We start from the raw sequence: 21557 nt of genomic DNA on the forward strand, positions 1-21557 counted from the left end.
ATGTCTCACACAAATGGCTACAATGTTAAGGAATAGATTGGACACTCGCAACTGTTCTCCATTATCCGTTTTTACCCTATACCATTAGGTACTACGTCATATGTATAGCATTTTTAAGTGAAAAGCCAGCGAGGCAAATGAAAACCAGAATCACTTTAAAATTTAAAACGTCCAACTTAAAAGCTATAGCCCAATGTAATTGACCCATATTGATGAGCCGTAGCCGTACTTTTAACTTCTTTCGTATTAAATTGGAGATGAGCATCAATTGAAAATTGATTATGCGCATAGGTAAATCCAAGAAGCTGGCTAATCACCCAAGGCTCTATTCCAAATATGACAGGCCCTTTGTCGTGCAATAACATTCCGCCTTGAATACTGGCATCGTACAACCGATAAAATACCATAGGCCAATAATAAAAATAACGCTCTTTTTTTGGCACCTTCGCCCCGCTACTTAGTCGATTATTATAAAAAGCCGTTTCATAAAGCGCGTTTGTTTTTCCCAAACGCAAAATAGGCCCTACTCCTATGTAACTTTGATTCAATCCAACCGATACCCTTGACGTAGCCTGAAGATCCGTTTTCCCAGATGCACTTCTAGCCAATAAACGACTATAGGCCATCCGCATATCCAACGTAGCATTATCTTTCAATTGATACTCCCAACCATTAATCTGATAAAAGCCAAATAGATGATGAAAACCTCGCTGCATCTGCTCACCAAAGGCCCATTTACCATATACCCCTACCTCTGCAGAAAAACTCAGTGCTGATTCATTTTTATAGAATTTCGTGTTAGTCCCCCTTACATAAAGATAGGCAGTAAATGGCCTATCCATAAATTGCAATTCGCTATAGCCATTATAAGCGTTATATAGTTTATGGCCTAAAGAAAGAGCCCAGACCTCCTTCACTTCGTTTCTCCGCAAGTACTTCGTATTTCTGAGTTTGCGGTAGCTAAATGCAATCCCATTGGTATAATACTGATCCTGGTTAATAAATAAATAGGCATCATTGTCGCTGTTAACAGTAACTTCGTGTAATTGAGCAGATTGTGCCTCACAAGTTAACGTAATTAAGCATAAAATAATACACCAGCCCAAATAAGCTGCTATACGGTTGATGATGTCTAAGTCCATGAGAATAGGCCAAAGTAGAAAATTTACTGCTATTTTTCAAAACCTTTGAACTGTCCATATTCAAAATTTCTTTTCAGTACATGAAAGAATGCGATTTTAAACACAATAAGGTTTGAAACAAAGTTGTTGCTAAGGCCGTAATTCTTAAAAAACCACTACAAATTCAACAGATATTTTATAACTTGCACCAAAACACAAAGCATAATAGCGGCTAACCATGCACCTATTATCAAGAAACAAATAGTAAAACGAATATGATCCAAATGAAAAAAATCTCGTTAAGTATCTGTAGTTGTTTATTTCTAGCGGCTACAGCTTTTGCACAACAAGCTAATAGTTTAACCTCTCAGGAGAAAAAAGATGGCTGGAAATTGCTATTTGATGGTAAAAGCACCAAAGGATGGCATACCTATCGTAAAGATAAAGCTGGAGCTGCTTGGACGGTACAAGACGGCGCATTGGTATTTAATAGTCCATCGGATAAATCGGAAGGCGGGGATTTGGTAACCGACAAAGAATATGAAAATTACGACCTTACCCTAGAGTGGAAAATAAGTGAGGGGGGAAACAGCGGTATCATATTTGGTGTAAAAGAAGACCCAAAATATGGTGCAAGTTATGAAACCGGTATTGAGATGCAAGTGTTAGACAACATTAAAGCAGAAGACCGGCATTACCCTAATCATTTGGCAGGCACCTTATATGATTTGATTGGAAGTGCAGAAGTTTCCAAACCAAAAGCAGTGGGCGAATGGAATCAGGCCCGTATTTTATACAATAAAGGTGAAATAACTCTTTGGCTTAATGGTGTTCAAACCGCAAACGTAAAAATAGGCAGCCCCGAGTGGCTGAATCTATTGGCAAAAAGCAAGTTTCATGACTGGGAAGGTTTTGCCAAATATCCAAAAGGAAAAATTGCCCTTCAGGATCATGGCCATGAAGTAGCCTTCCGGAACATTAAGATTAAACAGTTGTAACGATAACCAAGATCAGGTTTCACAACATGCAATGGCCACATTATCCTACCATAATGTGGCCATTTTGCTTTTTTAACTAAATATGACAAATAAACTAACAGCAGGATTTCGTTTTCGCGAAGCGATGCGCACAGCTCAGCCCTTGCAAATAGCGGGAGCTATCAATGCCAATCATGCACTTTTAGCTACTCAGGCCGGCTTTAAAGCCATTTATTTATCCGGAGGAGGCGTTGCCGCAGGTTCTCTGGGTATTCCAGATTTGGGTATTACTACTCTTGACGATGTATTGATTGATGTTAATAGGATTACCAATGTAACCGACACTCCTTTGTTGGTAGATGTGGACACTGGCTTTGGGCCTTCTGCATTCAACGTAGCCCGTACTGTTAAGGCGCTCATAAAAGCGGGGGCAGCTGCCCTACATATCGAAGACCAAGTAGGCGCCAAAAGGTGTGGACATCGCCCTGGAAAGGAAGTCGTAAGTCTTACAGAAATGTGCGACCGGATCAAAGCGGCGGTAGATGCGCGATCAGATGATCAATTTGTTATCGGCGCTAGAACAGACGCCTTAGCAACAGAAGGTTTGGAACAAACCCTAGCAAGAGCCGTGGCCTACAAAGACGCCGGAGCAGATTTTATCTTTGCTGAGGCCGTTCGTGAACGCAATCGCTACAAAGACTTTGCAGAAGCCACCCAAATTCCTATTTTGGCTAATATTACCGAATTTGGTGTAACACCACTTTGGACGGTTGACGAACTTCGGGAAGTTGGTGTACGCCTCATTCTTTATCCGCTTTCTGCCTTCAGGGCAGCCAATAAGGCAGCACTGCAGGTCTATGAACATCTCTTGAAAGATGGCACGCAACAAGCCGTCTTGAAAGACATGCAAACACGTGAAGAACTCTACCAAAGCATTGGCTACTATAACTACGAGGAAAAACTTGATGCTTTGTTTGCTAAAACGAATGCTAAAAAAGAATAAATTATGACGACAGAAAACGCTAATTTCAAACCCAAAAAGTCGGTCGCACTATCCGGTGTACCAGCAGGAAACACGGCATTATGTACCGTAGGCAAAAGTGGTAATGATTTACACTACCGAGGTTATGATATTCTGGACTTAGCCGCAGGGGCTAGCTTTGAAGAGGTGGCCTATCTGTTAATTTATGAGAAATTACCTACTATAGCAGAACTTAAGGTATACCGGGATAAATTAAAAAAATCAAGAGGATTACCCATTATTGCTAAAGCCGCTTTGGAACGGATTCCCGCTGCTGCTCATCCTATGGATGTATTACGTACCTACACTTCATTATTGGGTACCCTATTACCGGAAAAAGAAGATCACGCTTTAGCTGGAGCTAGGGCTATTGCGGATAAATTAATGGCATCCTATGCTTCAGCATTGCTTTACTGGTACCATTATGCATATCATGGCAAACGTATCGAGGTAGAAACAGATGACGATAGCATTGGAGCACATTTCTTACATTTACTCCATGGAAAAGAGGCAAGCGCCTCTTGGATACACGCCATGCAAGTTTCATTAAACCTTTATGCCGAGCACGAATTCAATGCATCAACGTTTACAGCTCGAGTAATTGCAGGCACCGGCTCCGATATGTATTCGGCTATTACAGGCAGTATCGGAGCGCTCAGGGGACCAAAACATGGAGGAGCCAATGAAGTAGCCTACGACATCCAAAGCCGTTATGCAGATCCTGATGAAGCCGTACAGGATATGGAACAACGTTTGGAAAAAAAAGAAGTTATCATTGGTTTTGGCCATCCGGTATATACCATCGCCGACCCTCGAAATGCTGTTATAAAAAAGGTCGCCAAAGCATTATCAGAAGAAATGGGCGACTTAAAACTATATGCGATTGCCGAACGTATAGAAAGCTTATTGTGGGAAAAGAAAAAAATGTTTCCTAACCTCGATTGGTTCTCTGCGGTAGCCTACCACATTCTGGGGATTCCAACGTCTTTTTTTACACCTCTGTTTGTGATTTCTCGAGTAAGTGGATGGAGCGCTCACATTATTGAGCAACGCTTAGATGGAAAAATCATCCGTCCTAGCGCACACTATACCGGTCCCGAAAATCGTCCTTTTATCCCTTTAGATAAAAGATAACTAATGATTAAATTTATTTCTAACAATTTTTTTAATACTTAGTAATCAATGTATATACAACGATTATATATTATTTAAATTCAATTATTTTTTTAACTGGATATATTCCTATTCTAAACTATAGTAGAAAAAAATGTCTTTTCACAGTGATAACCAACGACCACCGGTAGATCAAGTGATCACCGATATAGTCAATTATATAGTCGATTACAAGCTCACTAGCGACCTAGCATTAAACACGGCTTACCATTGCTTTCTAGACACCCTTGGTTGTGGTTTCGAAGCTTTAACCTACCCAGCATGCATCAAGTTATTAGGGCCTATTGTGAGAGGCACCATTGTTCCTAATGGAGCAAAAGTACCCGGCACGAGCCATCAGCTTGATCCGGTACAGGCGGCCTTTAATATCGGAACCATCATTCGGTGGTTAGACTTTAACGATACCTGGTTAGCAGCCGAATGGGGTCATCCCTCTGATAATTTAGGTGGAATATTGGCAACAGCAGACTGGCTAAGCAGGCAGGCTATTGCAGAAGGGAAACCACCCTTAACCATAAGTGACGTACTACATAGCATGATTAAAGCACATGAAATACAAGGAATTATAGCTTTAGAAAATTCTTTTAATCGTGTAGGATTAGATCATGTTTTGTTAGTTAAACTTGCGTCTACCGCTGTTGTGGGCCAACTGATCGGACTGTCGCGCGAAGAGCTAGCCAATGCACTTTCCTTAGCCTTGGTAGACGGGCAAGCGCTACGTACTTATCGGCATGCACCCAATACCGGAAGCCGCAAATCATGGGCAGCCGGCGACGCCACCTCTAGAGCTGTCCGTTTAGCCCTAATTGCGCAAACGGGTGAAATGGGATACCCATCGGTATTGACAGCCAAAACATGGGGATTTTATGATGTACTCTTTAAAGGCAATGCATTTAAATTTCAACGCCCTTATGGAACCTACGTTATGGAGAATATCTTATTTAAAATCTCCTACCCTGCCGAATTCCACGCACAAACCGCTGTTGAAGCTGCGGTCTTGATACACCAGCAGTTAAAAGCCCTCGGCAAAAGCAGTGATGATATTCAGGAAATCCAAATTCGCACCCATGAGGCTGCTCTTCGCATTATCGATAAAACCGGTCCTTTATATAATCCAGCAGATCGCGACCATTGTTTGCAGTATATGATTGCCGTACCATTAATTTATGGGCGCCTTACAGCAGCCGACTATGAAAATGAGACAGCCAATGATCCACGCATTGATCAACTACGAGAGAAAATGCGAACTAGCGAAGACCCTCAGTTTACCCGTGATTATCACGATCCCGAAAAAAGATCGATTGCTAATGCATTGCGCGTGACCCTTACAGATGGAACAATGTTAACAGAAGTACTTGTTGAATATCCAATTGGACATAAACGGAGAAGAGCAGCAGGAATTCCTTTATTAATCGAAAAATATAAAATCAATCTGAATAGAGTTTTCTCCGAAAAAAAACAGCGACAAATACTCGCTCTTTCACTCGATGCCTCAAAGCTTATGGAAACCCCAGTTCAGGAATTTATGGATTTGATCACCTTTTAATTTTTTCATTTAATTTAATGGAAGCCCATATCAAGAATAAACCTAAATTATTCTATCCCCCTGACCCTTAACATGATGAGACTGGTATGTGGAATACCCAATGTTGTTCCTGGTTTTATGGTAAACAAATGCTTGAGGTATACATCAATAATGCCTTCTAAAACACGTTTTCGGGATTCCACAAAATCCTCGCTGGCCACAAATTTACCCAAATGCACATCGCCTTTACCGTCTACTAAAACTGAAAAAGGATAATAAAAGTTTTTATAGGCCTTCTTTATGACAATATCGTATTCGGGATATAGGTAATCATAGGCTGCGCTTTGATTTAAACGTTCAGCCTCACTGAACGATCTCGTTTTAACGGTAACGTTTGGATTTTTTGGTATCAGTTGAACGGGCCTGCGGGCAGCAAAAGCACTATCAATTACGGTAGGATTGGCATTTGCAATAGTTGACCGCCACCGAATGAAAGCTGTATCATTTGCTCTTGGTTGCCGAAGCTCTTCAACGCTGGTTTTTAAGCTATCGCGAATATAACTTTCCGAATATAGCTTCATATAAACATTCGATCGGGCTTCCTTTACCGTCTTACTTACTACGGTTAAACGCTGCAAGAGTAAACTATCTTTCTCTAAGCTTTTTACACGAAACCATTCCCGGCCAAAATGAAAAATAGAATCCTGATCGAAATAGATAGAATAGTGCAACATCGCATTGCTATCAGGGCTGAATATTTTTACGGAATCATTGTTGATAAAATTTATATGCCAAATAGGCTCTTGCTCAAAACCTAGTGTGTCAAAGGCTAAGCCATTATCAAACGAACGTCTAACTTCAAAAAAATCGATACCAGCAATGGGAGTAAACGGCGGACGGCCTTCTTCCAATATATCATCTTGACTATTTTCAGTCTGCTCTCCTTTTTTCGCATTTGAGGAACAGGAAACTACCCCATACCAGGCGCTAATTATAAAAAAAAGAAGGTGGAATCTTTTAACGTATTGAACAAGCATAGGGGTGCAAGATATACAATTTACATTAAGATAAAAAAAGAACCTTTTTTCACTTTATCATCCTACTTTGAGTTTAGTCCACTAAAACAAATAGCATTGTACCTTGTTACCTTTAGTATTCATTTCAAAAATAAAAATCTTTATGAAAAAATATATTACGCTTTTTTTTATTTCCGTAATCAGTACGTATTGCTATGGCCAACAATTATATTTAATCCCACAATTGGGATTAAACGTCAACACCTATAACTTTGATGAAACCTCGTCTAATTTAAGTGATCAACGTTTTTCACCAGGTGTAACTGCTGGATTAGGACTTAATATAGGTCTTAATGAACTACGGACATTCATCATTCAACCTGAAATCAATTATAGCATGCGCACCAATCGTACAGACCACCTATTGGAATCCGCTTTGGAAAGCAACGCCACAACAACCGTTATTCAAAAAAGCACGCTCCACTATCTAGAAATCCCCGTCTTGGCGCGATTTGATTTTGGTATAGGAACACGTTATTATTTCAATATTGGTCCGTCATTTTCTTACGCTTTCGCTGGTAGAGAGAAACAAGAAAGTCATGAACCGCTAATTGAAAGTTATAACCGAAAAGTTGATTTTGATAATCGTTTTAATCGTACCGACTGGGGAGCAATTATTGGCGGGGGAGTAGAATTTCCAGTAAATGACAGTTTTTTTGTAGTTGACGCCCGGTTTTCATGGGGCTTCCATACGCTTTATCGATCAAGAGAAGTACAAAGCATTGTAGACGGCAGTCCGACAAGCACCACTGTAGGCCCTGAAGGAAAAAGCAGGATAATAACGCTAAGCATAGGGTATGCCTTGCCTTTAAATTGAACCATAAATATTGTTTCGTGTAAGAAAACCGGGTGTTCGTCACGGCAGGAGCACTGTCTGTGTAATATTTTTTTTCTTTAAAAACGAATCCTTAGGTTTGCGTAAAGAAAAAAATTCAATTTTTATGCCTAACACAAACAATCACCTAGATCTGGACTTTCTATTGAAAAGAAAGGAATTAATTAAACACGAACTACAGCTATTAGAACTAGCCATTATGTCCATTGAACTTAATCAAGTTTTTAGCAGTAGCGAATTAATCAACACGTCAAAAACAAAGGTGCTTCTTCACTAAAATAACATCTTGATAGATAAATATTTTTAAATATTACGATTATATTATATTTTTGTTATGAACATACGGTTTCATAATGAAAACAGACAATATTACAGAAAAGCAAGTAGTTGAATTCTTAAAATTAAGGCAACAGCAGCTTAAGGAAGAATTAAAGAGTATCGAGGTGACTATTAACGCTATTGGGCAAACCAAAACACTTGGCCTAAGCGGTGGTGGGGCTGATTATAGTACAGATACTTTTGGGAAAAAAGGAGTCGATAAAGCGTTAAAGCCTCAAGAAAAGTTTAATATCAATAGTAAATTAGATCAAAAGATCAGTTATGCTTTAACAAAAATTGGTGCTGGTTATAAAGACGATATTCTTGATGTTATCAATAAAGCGCAACCAGAGATGGATCCTTATAAAGTTGAAAAAGCTGTTGCCGTACGTCTATCCTATTTATTAAAGAACGATTTTATCCAGGCTACTAAGAACGGAAGAAGTTATAAATATAGCTTTAGGCCACAGGGTTAGGCCTTGGCTATAATAGGAAATGAACCTAAATTAATAGAATCATTACAAATCAACCTTTTTAATTTATAGGCAATGAAAGTTGTTTGTCAACTATTTTCGTCTTATTCCTAATAGAGATTAGAGTTTGCAACACAACGGAAACCATTACCAAAGTTAAACCGCCATAAAACGAAGCATTTACTTCTTTACTTTCATTAAAAAATAAAAATGCTAAGATGATTGTATAAATCGGTTCCAGATTAAAACTGAGATTGACCGTAAACGCAGGTATCTTTTTCAATACCTCAGCAAATAAGGTGTACAAACCTACTGTGCAGAAAAGGGATAATAAAATCAAAAACATGGTGTCTTTCATATCAGGCACAAGGTTCTTTGTAGGAAAGAAATACAAGTAAATAGGAAGTAAAACACCCAAACCTACCGTTCCACCGATCATTTGATAATAATTAATGATTTTACTATCGTAATTTCTTACCAATCGTTCATTATAGATGGTATATAGCGCGGCAAAAGCAGATGAAATAACGCCTAAACTAATACCTAGTTGATAAGAAGAGTCAAAATGGAAAATAAGTCCAATGCCAAACAATGTAAATGTACTCAATAACAACTCAGATAACTGAAATCTTCTGCTATCAATCAGCGGTTTGAAAACAGTGGTAAAAAAACTTGTCAAACAATAACAGACTACTCCAACGGAAATATTTGAATACTTAATACTTGCGTAGAAAAACACCCAATGTATGGTAATGAACATACCGACTTTAGCAATGGCCAGTTTTTCCTTCAGGGTGATACAGTTGGTTATTCTGGAGAGTTTTACAACCAGAAACAAGATCATAGAAGAAAAGAGAAGTCTATACCACACTAACAACCCTTCGTTAAGAGAAATTAGTTTTCCAAAAACACCCGTAAATCCGGCAAGAATTACCGCAAAGTGTAACAAGAAATATGATTTCTTCATAAATTATTTATCTGCCTCTTACAAAGGCGAGATCTAATACGATACAAAAACTATTGACTAACTATTGATACTGCCAGATTACCGATAACATCGGAGCTGTACTTAATGGAGCGATAAAGAAATACTAAAATCCTGGTGGAGAAAGGCAGCTTTTTCTATTCATATCTCTGTTTTAGAATGGTAAAGGTAATAAAAATTTATCGATCAATTTTGCTGGCTATTGAATATTTCATGGTAAGTTTCACTGCTCACTCATCTCTCAAAGTCTTGACCGGATTAAGGAATGCTGCTCGTATTGCTTGCCAACTTACCGCTAAAATCGTAATCAAAATAGCTAAAACTGCCGTTAACGCAAATATCCACTATTGAATTCCTAACATGATTACTATTTTATTGTTGATCGTTAGTTCAATTAGCCCCTAAAAGTTACATGTTTGGCGATTATCTAGCCAATACGCAAATTCCCTAAAATCTCATGCTATTACAACAAAATACTCATTTAAAACACATTACAAACAAATTTATACTCATTAGTGTTCGAAATCGAACAACAATTGTTCAATCTTGGACATACGCTTTCTGATATACATTTTTTATTTAAGAAAAAATCGTCTAAGAATTGATACGTAAAAACACGATGATTTTCAATTAACACATCGTCATCTCTTGGGTGTATGTTCTCTTTGTTGGGTGTTCGTTCTGCTTAGACAGGACTTAAACAGGGTTTAGAAAGGGTGTTTATTAAGTGAAGCTTGTGTGCTTGCTGGCTCGTTCCAATGTGGTTGTTGTATCGTTGTTAGGTGATTGTTGTACCGTTGTTAGGTGATTGTTGTGCCATCATTAGGTGATTGTTGTACTGTACTCCAATAAAAAAGCCGTCCCAGAAGTGAGACGTCTATCACAATATATGGAAAAATGATCTAGATCAACTTAACATTTACTGCATTGGGACCTTTTTGTCCCTGTTGTACCTCAAAGGATACATCATCATTCTCTCTGATACGGTCTTTAAGACCTGATGAATGAACGAAAATTTCACGTCCTCCGTCTGTCGGAGTGATGAATCCGAAACCTTTGGTTTCGTTGAAAAACTTTACTACGCCTTCTTGCATGGCATTTGAATTAAATAAAAAAATAAACTATTATCTGTAAAGGTACAGATAAATATTTATCGCACAAGTTTTATATTCCAACATTTCCGCAACACTTCGCACGAGGCAGTCATAGTATTCCACAATAAAATAGCAGAAAGTCCTAATAAAGTAGCCTTAGCGCTATTTGCTTCATCATGCATAAGTAAAACGTGTACACGATAAAAAATACAATTAAAAAATAGATGGAACATAGTAGAGACAAGAAAGAAGAGAAATTAGGGTATAAGCTATGCACTCGCTGCTTAATATTATTGAAGTGATTACAAACAACAATCCGTTAACATTGTTTTTGGCATATGTAGGATTGCGTGTTTTTAAAGACAAACAACGGGTTAAAATTATGACAAACGGATTTAAAATAATCGGAATTTCTATAAGAACAACCAACAAAGACAATTAATCTCAACAGGATTTGGAAGCAATTTTATGCAAACAGCATTTTTGATAAAATCCACAACAACGTTTCAAAACAGATTTTTGTAGTTTATACGGATTACAAGAGTGATTATACAGAAGACTACACGACAATAATTGGTATTACTGTTTCAACGATAAGATTAGGCTTGAACCACACAAAAAGAATTCCCATCCGGGTCAAGTAAAACGATATAATCGGCATCTTCTTCGTATTCCCAATGCTCAATTGTTGTTGCGCCTAGCTTTATTAGTCGTTCTACTTCCGCTTTTTGGTCTTGAGTTATTAAGTCAATGTGATGTCTTTTTGGTTTATCGGAAGTCGTTAATTTTAATGACAGCTGAAGACCCTGGCCGTTTTTGGGTATTAATATTGCAAAATCCACCTCGGGTTTCCGTTTCAACTTATAGTTTAACGCCTCACACCAAAAAGCAATCGCAGTATCTATGTTTTTGACTCCCCAAACAATTGAAAGAATTTTCAAATTCATATAATGATGTATTGGTTTTTACATTTTGTCACACTAAATTCATTGTTTTCTACCAGAAGTGTGTCGTTTAACATTGTCTACAACCGTTTATATGTCGTGCACACCAGACCTCCAGCACATGGTTAATTAGTTAGTCAAGATCTTCCTAATTGTTGGTAGATTTGTGCGCAACCCGTCGTTTCTTATGCGGATATGATTAAATAATAACCATCTAAATCCCTTAACGTAAACTGATTTTTTTGTGAATTCTCGTTATAGTGAATTTCTTTTTCAATATTTGCTTTTAGTTTTTTTGCATTTTCCAACGCTTCATTCAGATTACCTACTCTAAAGAAAAGTATCAATCCATTTCCCATCTCTTTTTCAGCTTTCAACATTGTCGGGTGCTCATGTTCACCCCATTTATGCAAGCAAAGTACGACTGTTTTTCCACTTGTTAGGATTTCAAAAGTTTCACCACCGTGTTCCCCTCTACAACCTAACAATTTTTGATAAAATGCTGCGCTTTTAGGAACGCTTTTTACAGCGATTATTGTTTCCAACCTTGTCATGAATATTGTTTTACTAGAGTGCTGAGTTTCATTTCTATTTTTCTTTCTTTTCCAAATCGCTTTCTGTGTGCATTGCGCAAAGCCATTTTTTGTTTTCTTTTATCCAAGTAGAAGTACAGGCACATTTCATGGCTTTTCCATCATAATCTAATTCAATCAGGTAAGCAATTAATGCATGGTCATTTCCCGTTTCAATTTGTTCGTCAGAAATGCTTTTTACTTTCATTTTTTTCCCGCTACCCTGTTCAAACATCTTTTTATAGGTTGGTTCATCAACACTCATTACGCCTTGCTTTCCTGCTACAATGCAAGGGAATTTGGTGAGATTCTTTACCGTTTCATAATCTTGACTAGTCATGGCATCCCAGTACTTTTGTTCGAGTTTGATCATTTCAGTTTTCATAACCAATATGTTAGTGTAAATTTTCAACAAAAAATGGTGATCAAATGTTTAATCGGATTTAAATTCCTTGCAAACTACTCCATTGGCTTATACAACTCATTACTAACCTGTGCATTGAAGAAACCTATTACACGGTATTGTGTAACCATATCGTTTTATATACCCTTATCCGCTACCAATCTTCAACTCATTCATCTCAAGAATCTGATATCTTTCCCAGATTAGGTAAAACAGAAATCTGTTCTCCATTATACAAAAGGTCTCGCATCAATTCATGTGTATAGAAAAGTCTTTAAATCTGAAAGTGCATGTAAATTAAGGATCGTCAATGTTCCTCATTTGCTTTTTTTGTAATTTTGCTGTTGATCAAAATAATTTAGCCGATTCACGTCGCATTAATTGTATTAGAAAGGTTTTATAAAGGAGTATAAACATGTTAACTAATATTTTATGGAACAACCGACACCTGAAAGAATTAAGGAAATTTTTGACCATTTTTATAAAGCCGATATAACTTTATGGACTGAATTTGCAAAGTCGGTGCACATACGCAGATTTAAAAAAAACGAAATAGTAAAAGATTATCTCAGAACCGAAAAATACATCAATATACTCATTTCAGGTTCAGTCGCTCATTTTGTTTTAGCTGACGAAAAGGATATTTGCATTAATCTCTATTATGAAAAGCAGATTTTTAGTGACTATCTGTCTTTTTTAACGCAATCTCCAACGCTCATAAAAACTGAAGCTTTAGAAGATACGATCATTTGGTCGGTAACTTATAGCGATTTGAGTGAATTATATTTAAAATCTTCAACTGGTATATTTATCGGCAAAGCAATTTCAGACGCCATGTTTATTCGCAAACAGTGGGAACAAATAAACCTATTAACATTATCGCCAACAGAACGATATTTAAAATTGATAAAAGAACGACCCGAAATTTTCCAAAGGACATCACTGAAAATTGTTTGTTCTTATCTTGGCATTACCGCAGAAAGTTTAAGTAGAATCAGGAAAAAAATTTCTTGAAACTGCACTTCTTACCTATCATCAATTTTTTAGCGAAATCATATCTCTACTTTTGAAATCTATATCAAAACGGATAATAAATGAGACCTAAAATTAACTATTTCGCTATCATTATTTTTTACATTATTGCCGTATTTCTGCGCTATTTAACAAATAAGACAAATCTACTGAATGGTATATCGAGCGAATTCCTTAAAGTACTTCTACGAGGAATTGGTCCTACCATTGGAGCTGTATCTGTCTTTTTAATTTTCAAAATAAAACCCGTTCTTACCTTGAAAGGAAATTACAAAAAAATACCCATACCTTTTCTTTTGTATTGGATACTTCCAATCACGTTCATTGTAGGGGCTGAATATTTAATAAAGGGAACTATTTCATCATTTGTTACGGTTAGTGCAATTTTGATTTATGGTCTTTTAGAAGAGATTGGATGGCGAGGTTTTTTACAGCGAGCACTTCAACCATTACCTCAATATTTGAATGTATTAATTGTTGCTACTTTATGGTTTATATGGCATTTAAATTTTGACTTAACTATTTCTAATTTGCTATTTTTTGGGATTTTATTACTTGGAGCTTGGGGCATTGGAAAAGTTGCAAACAGCACTCTTTCATTACTTGCTGTATCCGCATTTCATTCATTAAATAACTTTTTGCCTGAAATAAATCAAATTAGCTTACTTATTTTGATATCTCTTTTAATTATTTGGATAACGTCACTAATTATTAGAAAAAAGCAAATGAAGAAAAACGCCAACTAACATCATGCTGCAAAAGGTTAAACCTAAATTTAGAGTAGACTTGGCTATCCACTATGCGATTCGAAACGGCCAGTTGCTTCTTCGATGTGGATACGGTAAACGATCAGCGCGTCTCGAAGCGCTGGATTTATTGCATGAGAAGGATTCCGCCCAGGATCGTTGGTATTTGGCATAATACGCAGAATTAAGCCCTGCATCACCTGCTGGCGTTCCACACCTTTCAATTCCTCAAAGCTTCCCCATAGAATCACACTCTTCCACTTGAACATGTTGTCAATTTCATCAACCTGAAAACAAACGTGTGGATTTGCGCGCAGCATTTCTATTTTTTTTCCCTCGCCTGAATGGGCATATATCGCATTGTTTTGGTATACATAGTTGATAGGCACGATGTAGGTTTCGCCGTTTAAATAGCACCCCAGGCGACCAATGAATTGGCTTTCTAACAAATCGATGATTTCTCTTTTATTTAGTTCTCCTAGCATGGGCATCAACCATTATTTTTACTAAAATTACGTAAACTCCTTGGTTTTCCAAAACTACCACTTTAAACCAGTGATACTTTCATTACTTTTAACAAGTACCTCCAAGAAAGCTATCGGATGTTCTCCTACTTATTCAATCGTTCTATTTCTCTTGTCAGCGTTTGTTTCTCTGTTTTAGATTTGGTCAGCCTGATAGCTTGTTTGTAATGATAGATTGCTTTATCTCGGTTTGTATTAGTATATAGATAACCTAATAATCCGTGATAGTGGCTATTTTCATCTAGATGCAATTTTTCAGCTTCAGCAATAGCTTCTTTGTGCCCGTAAACCTTAGCAAAGGCGAACGTTCTGTTTAGTGCAGTTACTGGCGAATATTCAATAAGAATGAGTTGATTGTAAAGCTGTAAAATATATGGCCATTTGTTTTGGTCCATTGCTGTAGTATGCCAATATGCGATACTCGCTTCCAAATGGTATTTTGTCCAGTCGGCGAATCCTTTACACGCATTTGTCAAATAATAATTACCTCTTTCAATCAATCTTTTGTCCCACAAACTTTTGTCCTGTTCGTCGAACAGAACAGCTTCTCCTTTATCGTTCGTTCTCGCTTCCAACCGAGAGCTTTGAAAATACATTAAAGCCAATAAAGCATTTGTTTTTGGTGTATTGGTTGATAAATTTTCCGTCAATACCAATGTTAGTCTTATCGCTTCCAAACAAAGGTCTTTTCTAATTAACTGATTGTTGCTTTTTGAGAAATACCCTTCATTAAAGAGTAAGTATAACGTTTTCAAAACCGTATCTAATCGTGATTTTATTTCTGTTTCGTTTAATGATCTAATTTGGAAATTATCGTTCCGAAGATTGGTTCTCGCCCTTTGCAAACGTTTTTTAATGGTTTCGGGTTTTGCCAAAAAGGCATTGGCAATTTCTTCCACACTAAAACCGCAAAGTATTTGGAGCGCCAAACAAATCTGTGCTCCGATCGGATTTATTGGATTACACACCGCAAAAATCATGGCTAACTGACTGTCCGAAATATTCTCATTGCTGAACTCAAACGCTTGCTCCGCTTCCATTTCGTCTGATTTTATCGCTTCTTTAATTTGCGTTTCAAAAACGGAAATGTGTTTAAAATAGTCTTTGGTTTTATTTTTGGCTACTGTATAAAGCCATGCTGTTGGGTTATCGGGTATTCCCTTGACTGCCCATATTTCGGAGGCTTTTAAAAAGGTTTCGCTTGCAATGTCTTCGGCAATCTCCATATGTTTTAAATGGAATTTTCTACAGAGCACGGCAACTATTTTGCTATATTCTGTCCTAAATAAATGTGGAGTTATTTCATTCTGGCCCATAACAAAAAAAAAGCCCACGTAAATATACGAAAGGCTTTTAGGTATGCCTACAATTCGCTGATTTCTCTGACTTCCACACTTCCAAATGATAATATGGGAGCACCTTTAGCTAATCCTATGGCGTCTTCCATAGATATGGCATTTATCAATGTGTAGCCCATAATGGATTCTTTTATTTCGGCATAAGGTCCATCTGAAATTGTATCCCCTCTTAAAACCTTGCCCGAATCCGTTAAGCGATTTCCCCTATCAACCAATTTGTTTTGTACTGCAATACCTGCCACCCAATTCATCCATTTTTGGGTGGCTGCCTGCATTCCTTCAGGCGATTCTTTAGGCATAGCGTTATAATCTCCCCTGAATACCAATAAGAACTCTTTGCCATCTTCTTGGCTAAAGTCGCGATCTGCTATTCCTCTGATTTCTACATTGCCGCCAAAAGAAAGTATCGGACAATCTTTTACCAACGCTGCCGCCTCTTCTACCGAAGTGGCTTTTATAAGCGTATAACCCATTATGGATTCTTTAATTTCGGTATATGGACCATCCGAAATTACCCCTCCGCTTTTTACCGTTTTCCCCGAAACATCTAAGTGATTGCCACCCGCGAATTTGCTCTGGGCAGCGATGTCTTTAAACCAGTTCATCCATTTTTGTGTGGTTGCCAGCATTTCCTCGGCCGATTCCTTAGGCATCGACTGGTAGTCTCCCCTGAATACGAATAAGAACTTTTTCATTTTTCAAAATTTATTGTTCATCCTAATAACGATTAGCTTTAAGAAACGGGGACAAATTAAAAAATGTATCCTAAAGACAGTTGAATATCATTGGCATTTTTATAAGATTATGCGTTCAGTGTATATGAAGTAGTAATAAAAGTTTACCCCTGTTAAACCTTTATCAAACCTTTGTTAAACCTTGATATATTCACCTCAACACCAGAATGCTTACCAATTTGGCGTATATTCTTTTGTCACTGCAATAGTGTCTAGTGCAGCATTAATTATGAATAAACAGTATATTGCCGTAATATTAATATTGTTATGAACAAACCAACCTTAATAGTCGTAACTGGCAGGCCCACATCGGGGAAAACCACCCTCTCTCACCACCTATCGCGAGAAATGAAATGCCCATTATTATCAAGAGATGAATTCAAGGAAGGCTATCTGAACACGTTTAAGTGTTCTCACGACGATGTTAACAGGACGGCGACAACGATTATTTATGAGACATTCTTTCAGACGATAGAACTTCTTCTCTCACAACATATCTCCCTAGTGGCCGAAGCAGCCTTTCAGCACCATGTATGGCAACCCAAGATCATGTCGTATCGGAATATCGCCATCATTCGCATCGTAATTTGTGATCTTTTACCTGAGCTAGCGCGCTCGAGATATATCAATAGAATTGCAGCAGACAGCGATTGTGAAAGATACCACGGCGATCAAGCAGAACTTCGTAAAAAAGCAGAACAATCCCTGATAACTTCATATATCCCACCCGATATTCCCGTTCCCACATTACGTGTAAACACGACCAATCAATATGCTCCCGACATCTCCGAAATTCTAGACTTTACTCGATGATGCTATTTAACTGAAAGCTTTGTAAATTGAATGAATCTTCTTGTTGTGCGATCACCAAGTATTTTCAACGTACATTTTTCAAAACTCTTTTTATACCATTGCACTGGTCTTCATTTGTAAAATACACCTATCCGAATTTTTTATCTGTCCATGAGAGGGTACTGTACTTTCTGATTTCAAACAGTTCCTTTTGAATTTTTCGAAGTCGTCCCAGATAAGCTCTACATTCATCTTTCCTCCTTTGTTATTGTTAAAAAATCTGTTATCTCGCGAGCGAAAACAGATACATTGTACACTTTTAGTCAATTTGGATAAATGTGCGTGGTGCTGAGATTGGCTTTCGGTTGGAATATTTGCAAGAAGATTTGTCACGCTTGAATATCAGATCTTCTGCTATGCTCTTGCTATTCGAATGGATTTATCGCTATATTTACTTATATTTATTGCTCTTGTTATTCGCGGTCGGTTGTATCGTTGAAGTAAAATGGGATATAGATTTAGTAATACATTCATTATAAACAACCACAATGATTTGACTATTCCAAATTTCACTGCCACAAAAATACTGAACCCAAGAACGATGATAAAAATAATAATATGTCCCAGTTCATCCTGTTTTGTTTTGTAATGTAGCTGTATTAAAACATCGGTATTTTTCTTGGCCGGCTTGGATTTTTTGTTTAGTTTTTCCCAACCAATCCCAACCAGTAATTTTCTGTAAAGGTTTATTCCAACAAATTCATATATCTTTCCTTTTCGTTCCCATTCCTTTTCGTTAAAGTAAGGAGAAACAAGTTGGCTTTTTAGTGCTTCAGTAAATGTAAGTACGCAAGCCATCAACAAAAAATTAAGACTAAACGCAAAAGAAAAACCTTGCATTCCAATATAATGAATTAAGGCATACGTTAAGGCAATTGTAATGATTACGATAAAAGTCAGGGTTAGTGTTTTTTTCATTGATTATCTTTGTTTCTAAAGCTTCACACCATCCAAATATACACACAACTACCCAATAGCCAATGCTTTACTTAAAAACAACCTTTTTGATTAGGTATAATGAGCATTGAGATTTCGCAGCCACAAATGACAAAGATGATTACATGTATCCACATTGTCCAAACACAAACAACAAGTGTTCGAATACGAACAGTTATCAAGATGAAATATTTACAAAATATTGAATATTAGTTATTTTCGTGGTTTAGCAGCTTTTTATTCAACCGTTAAGTAAAAGTCTTTTTAAGACCTATCTGAAAATCACTTGGTCTTTCGATATTATTTTGTTCACCAGTTGATGGACTAACAGCGAGAAAAATATTGAAGCCAATTCAGATTGTGTATTGTGGCAAATTTCTTATAATGATTTAAATGTTATCATAAAAATACCTTGATTGGCGAGCGAATCAGAATAAAAGTTACCGAAAATGTTATCTCAAAAAAATGAAACGTGAGATATCATTACTCGAATACACGGCAAAAAAAGTATTTGTACTTAGTGAAAGATTAACCACAATTGATTCCGCATATCCCTCTCAAATACCTGGCTTCCTATATCAGCATCCGTCCGCAATCGTTGAGCCGTGCCCGAAAAGAAATTAATTAACATTTGTTCATTGATTCGCTTGAACGGACAGGATACCTTTACAAATAAAAATAAAAGAGATGAAACCATTATTTGTTTTAATCTGTGTATTTGCCGTGTTTTTAATAGGAACAAGGCTTTTTAAACATAACTTTGATTATAAATTGTCCGGTAGAATGGCATTGGTTGCAATGCTATTATTTACTTCGTTAGGACATTTTCTCTATACAAAAGGGATGTCAATGATGTTGCCTGATTTTATTCCGTTTCGCATAGAATTGATTTATTTGACAGGAATTATTGAGATAGTAGCTGCCGTAGGGGTCTTCATTCCCAGCTTGAGGATCACTACCGGAATACTTTTGATGGTATTTTTCGTTTTGGTTCTTCCCGCTAATATTTATGCGGCTATCAAACAGTTGAATTACGAAACCGCAACGTTCGACGGAAAGGGCATTTCTTATCTTTGGTTTCGAATTCCGTTTCAGATCTTATTGATTTTGTGGACCTATTTTTTTGTCATAAAATAAATCAAAAAATTACTACAGCTGAAATATCTGTCAAAATATGAACTATTTTTAAAACAAATTTTCAGAAACACAAATGGCAACGTTACATATTTTCTATATCAGAATCGTACCCCTTGGGGACTATTGATATTATTTTAAAGAATAATGAAATAAAGAGTGATAAATTTTTTGAAGTGTGAACTGAGAATATTATACAATAAATGAATAAGCAGTGATGTGATAATAATGGTAGGTATAATATGAAAGAATTCACGTACTTTGGAAAAGACGGATTACCTCTTTTTGCGATTTCATTAGAATCAGAATCCTTTGCGCGAAAATCGACTATTGTCTTTTTACACGGAGGTGGTCCAGATCATCATAGTATGATTCCACTAGCAAAGAAATTTCAGGAAAAATACAGCTGTATTTTGCCAGATTTACGAGGATACAGTCGTTCAGTGTGCAGGGATGCTTCAAATAATTGAAAAACAAAAACTCACCGAACTACTCACATTTACCTTGATATTTATTGGTGGATTTGATACGAAAGAAATGAAAAAAGCCCCTAAATGTGCTATTTAAGGGCAGGATTGGCTATGTCGCACATTGCCCACACGCAAAGGCCACAGCCATCCTAGAGAAGGAGGTCTCAGCAAAAATGAAGCCCTTGCTTACGCAAGGGCTTCATTTTTACTGGTCGGGGTGGCAGAATGACCACACCTAATCTTAAACATCTGTATTACAACTATTTAATTATCCCTTATTCTAAAAGGGCACGAAATAGGGCACGATTCAAACTATATCAAAATAAAACAACCTATTCTTTACTCGACTTCATTTGCCTAAAAATAGCATCAAATCAATCGACTTTAATAGTACTCTAATATACGGAATTTAATCGAAATATTGTTTTTTGTTACTCAAAAAATTGGTAAATTTTTCATTTAACCTTTCCAACGTCTTGTTATAGAACTAACAGTTTCTCCTGCTTCAAGCAATGATTTTACGCTGGATAAAATTGCAGCCTACCCATGATTAGTGAGTTGACAATTTAGAAGATACAAGGGAGAATAAAATTTGATGTTTAAAAAAAGTTTCCATTCAAAATTTTAATAATAAATTTGTTTCGATACATTTGAAGGGATTAAGATACAGCGCAAGTGAACATACGTTTGTGGCTTTAATTTGGTCATAATTCTAACGAAGCATTTAAGACTTTTAAATGCAAGATCGTAATTTGACTAACTATATAAACTAGCTCTTTATCTACACTACGTTTTAGTAGACTAAATATATTACAAGTTTGTGTGCTGACTTTGACGTTGAATTATGATGAACAAATACGTCCGTCTGTAAAAAATATTTCTCGTCCAAGTTGAGTTTGTTCGTCCCAACCAGCCTTTGTCACAGCAGGAGTGATAAACTTCTCTTTTATGTCCGCTTCTGATAAGTCCTTTTTGTTCATGTTCTACTTTTTAGTGTCGGTCGGTGCGTTGGCAAAATTTAGCTCTTTTGGTTTTGCGAATCGTTGGCTTGTGTGTCGGGCAAAACCAAATGTGCTAAATGTGCGGTTGGCTTTTATGTCGTTTTTCTGTCTGTTCATGTTTAGCACTGTCGTCTTTTAGGGTTGCTTGTAATGGCTCGGCGACTTGGCGAAGTAGCGAAGCTGTATCGAAGATACAAAAGCGGAGCTATTTAGCCAAGTCGCTTGTTGTAAGCAGTCCGCGAAGCGGCGGCTT

General features: G+C 37.0%; 23 protein-coding genes. 11 read left to right on the top strand and 12 right to left on the bottom strand.

Annotated elements, in window-relative coordinates; all coding sequences use genetic code 11:
• Positions 1-176: 176 nt before the first annotated feature.
• Positions 177-1142: a lipid A deacylase LpxR family protein gene (locus ABD930_RS11655; protein WP_345231899.1), complete on the bottom strand. Its 966-nt coding sequence runs from the start codon at positions 1140-1142 to the stop codon at positions 177-179.
• Positions 1143-1405: 263 nt separating this feature from the next.
• Here ABD930_RS11655 and ABD930_RS11660 point away from each other — a divergent pair, with 263 nt between their 5' ends.
• The 4 genes from ABD930_RS11660 (at position 1406) to ABD930_RS11675 (ending at position 5838) form a co-directional block, all read left to right on the top strand.
• Complete coding sequence (locus ABD930_RS11660; protein ID WP_345231900.1) at positions 1406-2119, top strand: 3-keto-disaccharide hydrolase; 714 nt, start codon at positions 1406-1408, stop codon at positions 2117-2119.
• 82 nt (positions 2120-2201) lie between these two features.
• Positions 2202-3101, top strand: coding sequence for a methylisocitrate lyase (prpB, locus tag ABD930_RS11665; protein ID WP_345231901.1), 900 nt, complete (start codon positions 2202-2204; stop codon positions 3099-3101).
• A gap of 3 nt (positions 3102-3104) precedes the next feature.
• Positions 3105-4253, top strand: a complete 1149-nt coding sequence (prpC, locus tag ABD930_RS11670; RefSeq protein ID WP_345231902.1) for a bifunctional 2-methylcitrate synthase/citrate synthase — start codon at positions 3105-3107, stop codon at positions 4251-4253.
• A gap of 133 nt (positions 4254-4386) precedes the next feature.
• On the top strand, positions 4387-5838 hold the full coding sequence (locus ABD930_RS11675; protein ID WP_345231903.1) for a bifunctional 2-methylcitrate dehydratase/aconitate hydratase: 1452 nt from the start codon (positions 4387-4389) through the stop codon (positions 5836-5838).
• Between the two features lie 47 nt (positions 5839-5885).
• Here ABD930_RS11675 and ABD930_RS11680 read toward each other — a convergent pair whose 3' ends face one another.
• Complete coding sequence (locus tag ABD930_RS11680) at positions 5886-6854, bottom strand: hypothetical protein (protein ID WP_345231904.1); 969 nt, start codon at positions 6852-6854, stop codon at positions 5886-5888.
• A 142-nt stretch (positions 6855-6996) separates the two neighbouring features.
• Here ABD930_RS11680 and ABD930_RS11685 point away from each other — a divergent pair, with 142 nt between their 5' ends.
• The 3 genes from ABD930_RS11685 to ABD930_RS11695 all read left to right on the top strand — a co-directional run bounded on the left by ABD930_RS11685 (position 6997) and on the right by ABD930_RS11695 (position 8522).
• Complete coding sequence (locus ABD930_RS11685; protein WP_345231905.1) at positions 6997-7710, top strand: porin family protein; 714 nt, start codon at positions 6997-6999, stop codon at positions 7708-7710.
• Positions 7711-7834: 124 nt separating this feature from the next.
• A complete protein-coding gene (locus ABD930_RS11690) occupies positions 7835-8005 on the top strand; it encodes a hypothetical protein (RefSeq protein WP_345231906.1) in 171 nt (56 codons plus the stop codon).
• Positions 8006-8081: 76 nt separating this feature from the next.
• Entirely contained in the window at positions 8082-8522 is a 441-nt protein-coding gene (locus ABD930_RS11695) for a fimbrial protein (protein WP_345231907.1), read from the top strand.
• Between the two features lie 58 nt (positions 8523-8580).
• Here ABD930_RS11695 and ABD930_RS11700 read toward each other — a convergent pair whose 3' ends face one another.
• The 5 genes from ABD930_RS11700 to ABD930_RS11720 all read right to left on the bottom strand — a co-directional run bounded on the left by ABD930_RS11700 (position 8581) and on the right by ABD930_RS11720 (position 12499).
• The gene (locus ABD930_RS11700; protein WP_345231908.1) at positions 8581-9486 is read right to left on the bottom strand and encodes a DMT family transporter; all 906 of its coding nucleotides are present in this window, start codon (positions 9484-9486) and stop codon (positions 8581-8583) included.
• 920 nt (positions 9487-10406) lie between these two features.
• On the bottom strand, positions 10407-10598 hold the full coding sequence (locus ABD930_RS11705; protein WP_345231909.1) for a cold-shock protein: 192 nt from the start codon (positions 10596-10598) through the stop codon (positions 10407-10409).
• A 599-nt stretch (positions 10599-11197) separates the two neighbouring features.
• Entirely contained in the window at positions 11198-11545 is a 348-nt protein-coding gene (locus ABD930_RS11710; RefSeq protein WP_345231910.1) for a VOC family protein, read from the bottom strand.
• A 182-nt stretch (positions 11546-11727) separates the two neighbouring features.
• Positions 11728-12096 carry a VOC family protein gene (locus ABD930_RS11715; protein WP_345231911.1) on the bottom strand — a complete coding sequence of 123 codons (369 nt, stop codon included), beginning with the start codon at positions 12094-12096 and terminating at the stop codon, positions 11728-11730.
• A 34-nt stretch (positions 12097-12130) separates the two neighbouring features.
• Positions 12131-12499, bottom strand: a complete 369-nt coding sequence (locus tag ABD930_RS11720; RefSeq protein WP_345231912.1) for a nuclear transport factor 2 family protein — start codon at positions 12497-12499, stop codon at positions 12131-12133.
• Between the two features lie 450 nt (positions 12500-12949).
• Between ABD930_RS11720 and ABD930_RS11725 the strand changes: the two genes are divergently transcribed.
• Positions 12950-13531, top strand: a complete 582-nt coding sequence (locus tag ABD930_RS11725; RefSeq protein WP_345231913.1) for a Crp/Fnr family transcriptional regulator — start codon at positions 12950-12952, stop codon at positions 13529-13531.
• 80 nt (positions 13532-13611) lie between these two features.
• Positions 13612-14295 (top strand): CPBP family intramembrane glutamic endopeptidase, encoded by a 684-nt coding sequence (locus tag ABD930_RS11730; RefSeq protein WP_345231914.1) that lies wholly within the window; start codon positions 13612-13614, stop codon positions 14293-14295.
• 44 nt (positions 14296-14339) lie between these two features.
• Here the strand turns inward: ABD930_RS11730 and ABD930_RS11735 are convergent, their stop codons facing one another.
• The 3 genes from ABD930_RS11735 to ABD930_RS11745 form a co-directional block, all read right to left on the bottom strand.
• Positions 14340-14786, bottom strand: a complete 447-nt coding sequence (locus ABD930_RS11735; protein ID WP_345231915.1) for a pyridoxamine 5'-phosphate oxidase family protein — start codon at positions 14784-14786, stop codon at positions 14340-14342.
• Positions 14787-14905: 119 nt separating this feature from the next.
• Complete coding sequence (locus ABD930_RS11740) at positions 14906-16135, bottom strand: RNA polymerase sigma factor (protein ID WP_345231916.1); 1230 nt, start codon at positions 16133-16135, stop codon at positions 14906-14908.
• A 47-nt stretch (positions 16136-16182) separates the two neighbouring features.
• The gene (locus tag ABD930_RS11745; protein ID WP_345231917.1) at positions 16183-16872 is read right to left on the bottom strand and encodes a YciI family protein; all 690 of its coding nucleotides are present in this window, start codon (positions 16870-16872) and stop codon (positions 16183-16185) included.
• 306 nt (positions 16873-17178) lie between these two features.
• On the opposite strand from ABD930_RS11745, the gene ABD930_RS11750 reads away from it, so the two are divergent.
• Positions 17179-17724: a P-loop nucleotide/nucleoside kinase family protein gene (locus tag ABD930_RS11750; RefSeq protein ID WP_345231918.1), complete on the top strand. Its 546-nt coding sequence runs from the start codon at positions 17179-17181 to the stop codon at positions 17722-17724.
• A gap of 393 nt (positions 17725-18117) precedes the next feature.
• On the opposite strand, the gene ABD930_RS11755 is transcribed toward ABD930_RS11750, so the two are convergent.
• Positions 18118-18681, bottom strand: coding sequence for a glycosyl-4,4'-diaponeurosporenoate acyltransferase CrtO family protein (locus tag ABD930_RS11755; RefSeq protein ID WP_345231919.1), 564 nt, complete (start codon positions 18679-18681; stop codon positions 18118-18120).
• Positions 18682-19386: 705 nt separating this feature from the next.
• Here ABD930_RS11755 and ABD930_RS11760 point away from each other — a divergent pair.
• Positions 19387-19836, top strand: a complete 450-nt coding sequence (locus tag ABD930_RS11760; RefSeq protein WP_345231920.1) for a DoxX family protein — start codon at positions 19387-19389, stop codon at positions 19834-19836.
• A gap of 1309 nt (positions 19837-21145) precedes the next feature.
• Here the strand turns inward: ABD930_RS11760 and ABD930_RS11765 are convergent.
• Entirely contained in the window at positions 21146-21283 is a 138-nt protein-coding gene (locus ABD930_RS11765; protein ID WP_345231921.1) for a hypothetical protein, read from the bottom strand.
• Positions 21284-21557: the final 274 nt, after the last annotated feature.

This window comes from Olivibacter ginsenosidimutans, from assembly GCF_039542865.1.
GTDB classification, from domain to species: domain Bacteria; phylum Bacteroidota; class Bacteroidia; order Sphingobacteriales; family Sphingobacteriaceae; genus Olivibacter; species Olivibacter ginsenosidimutans.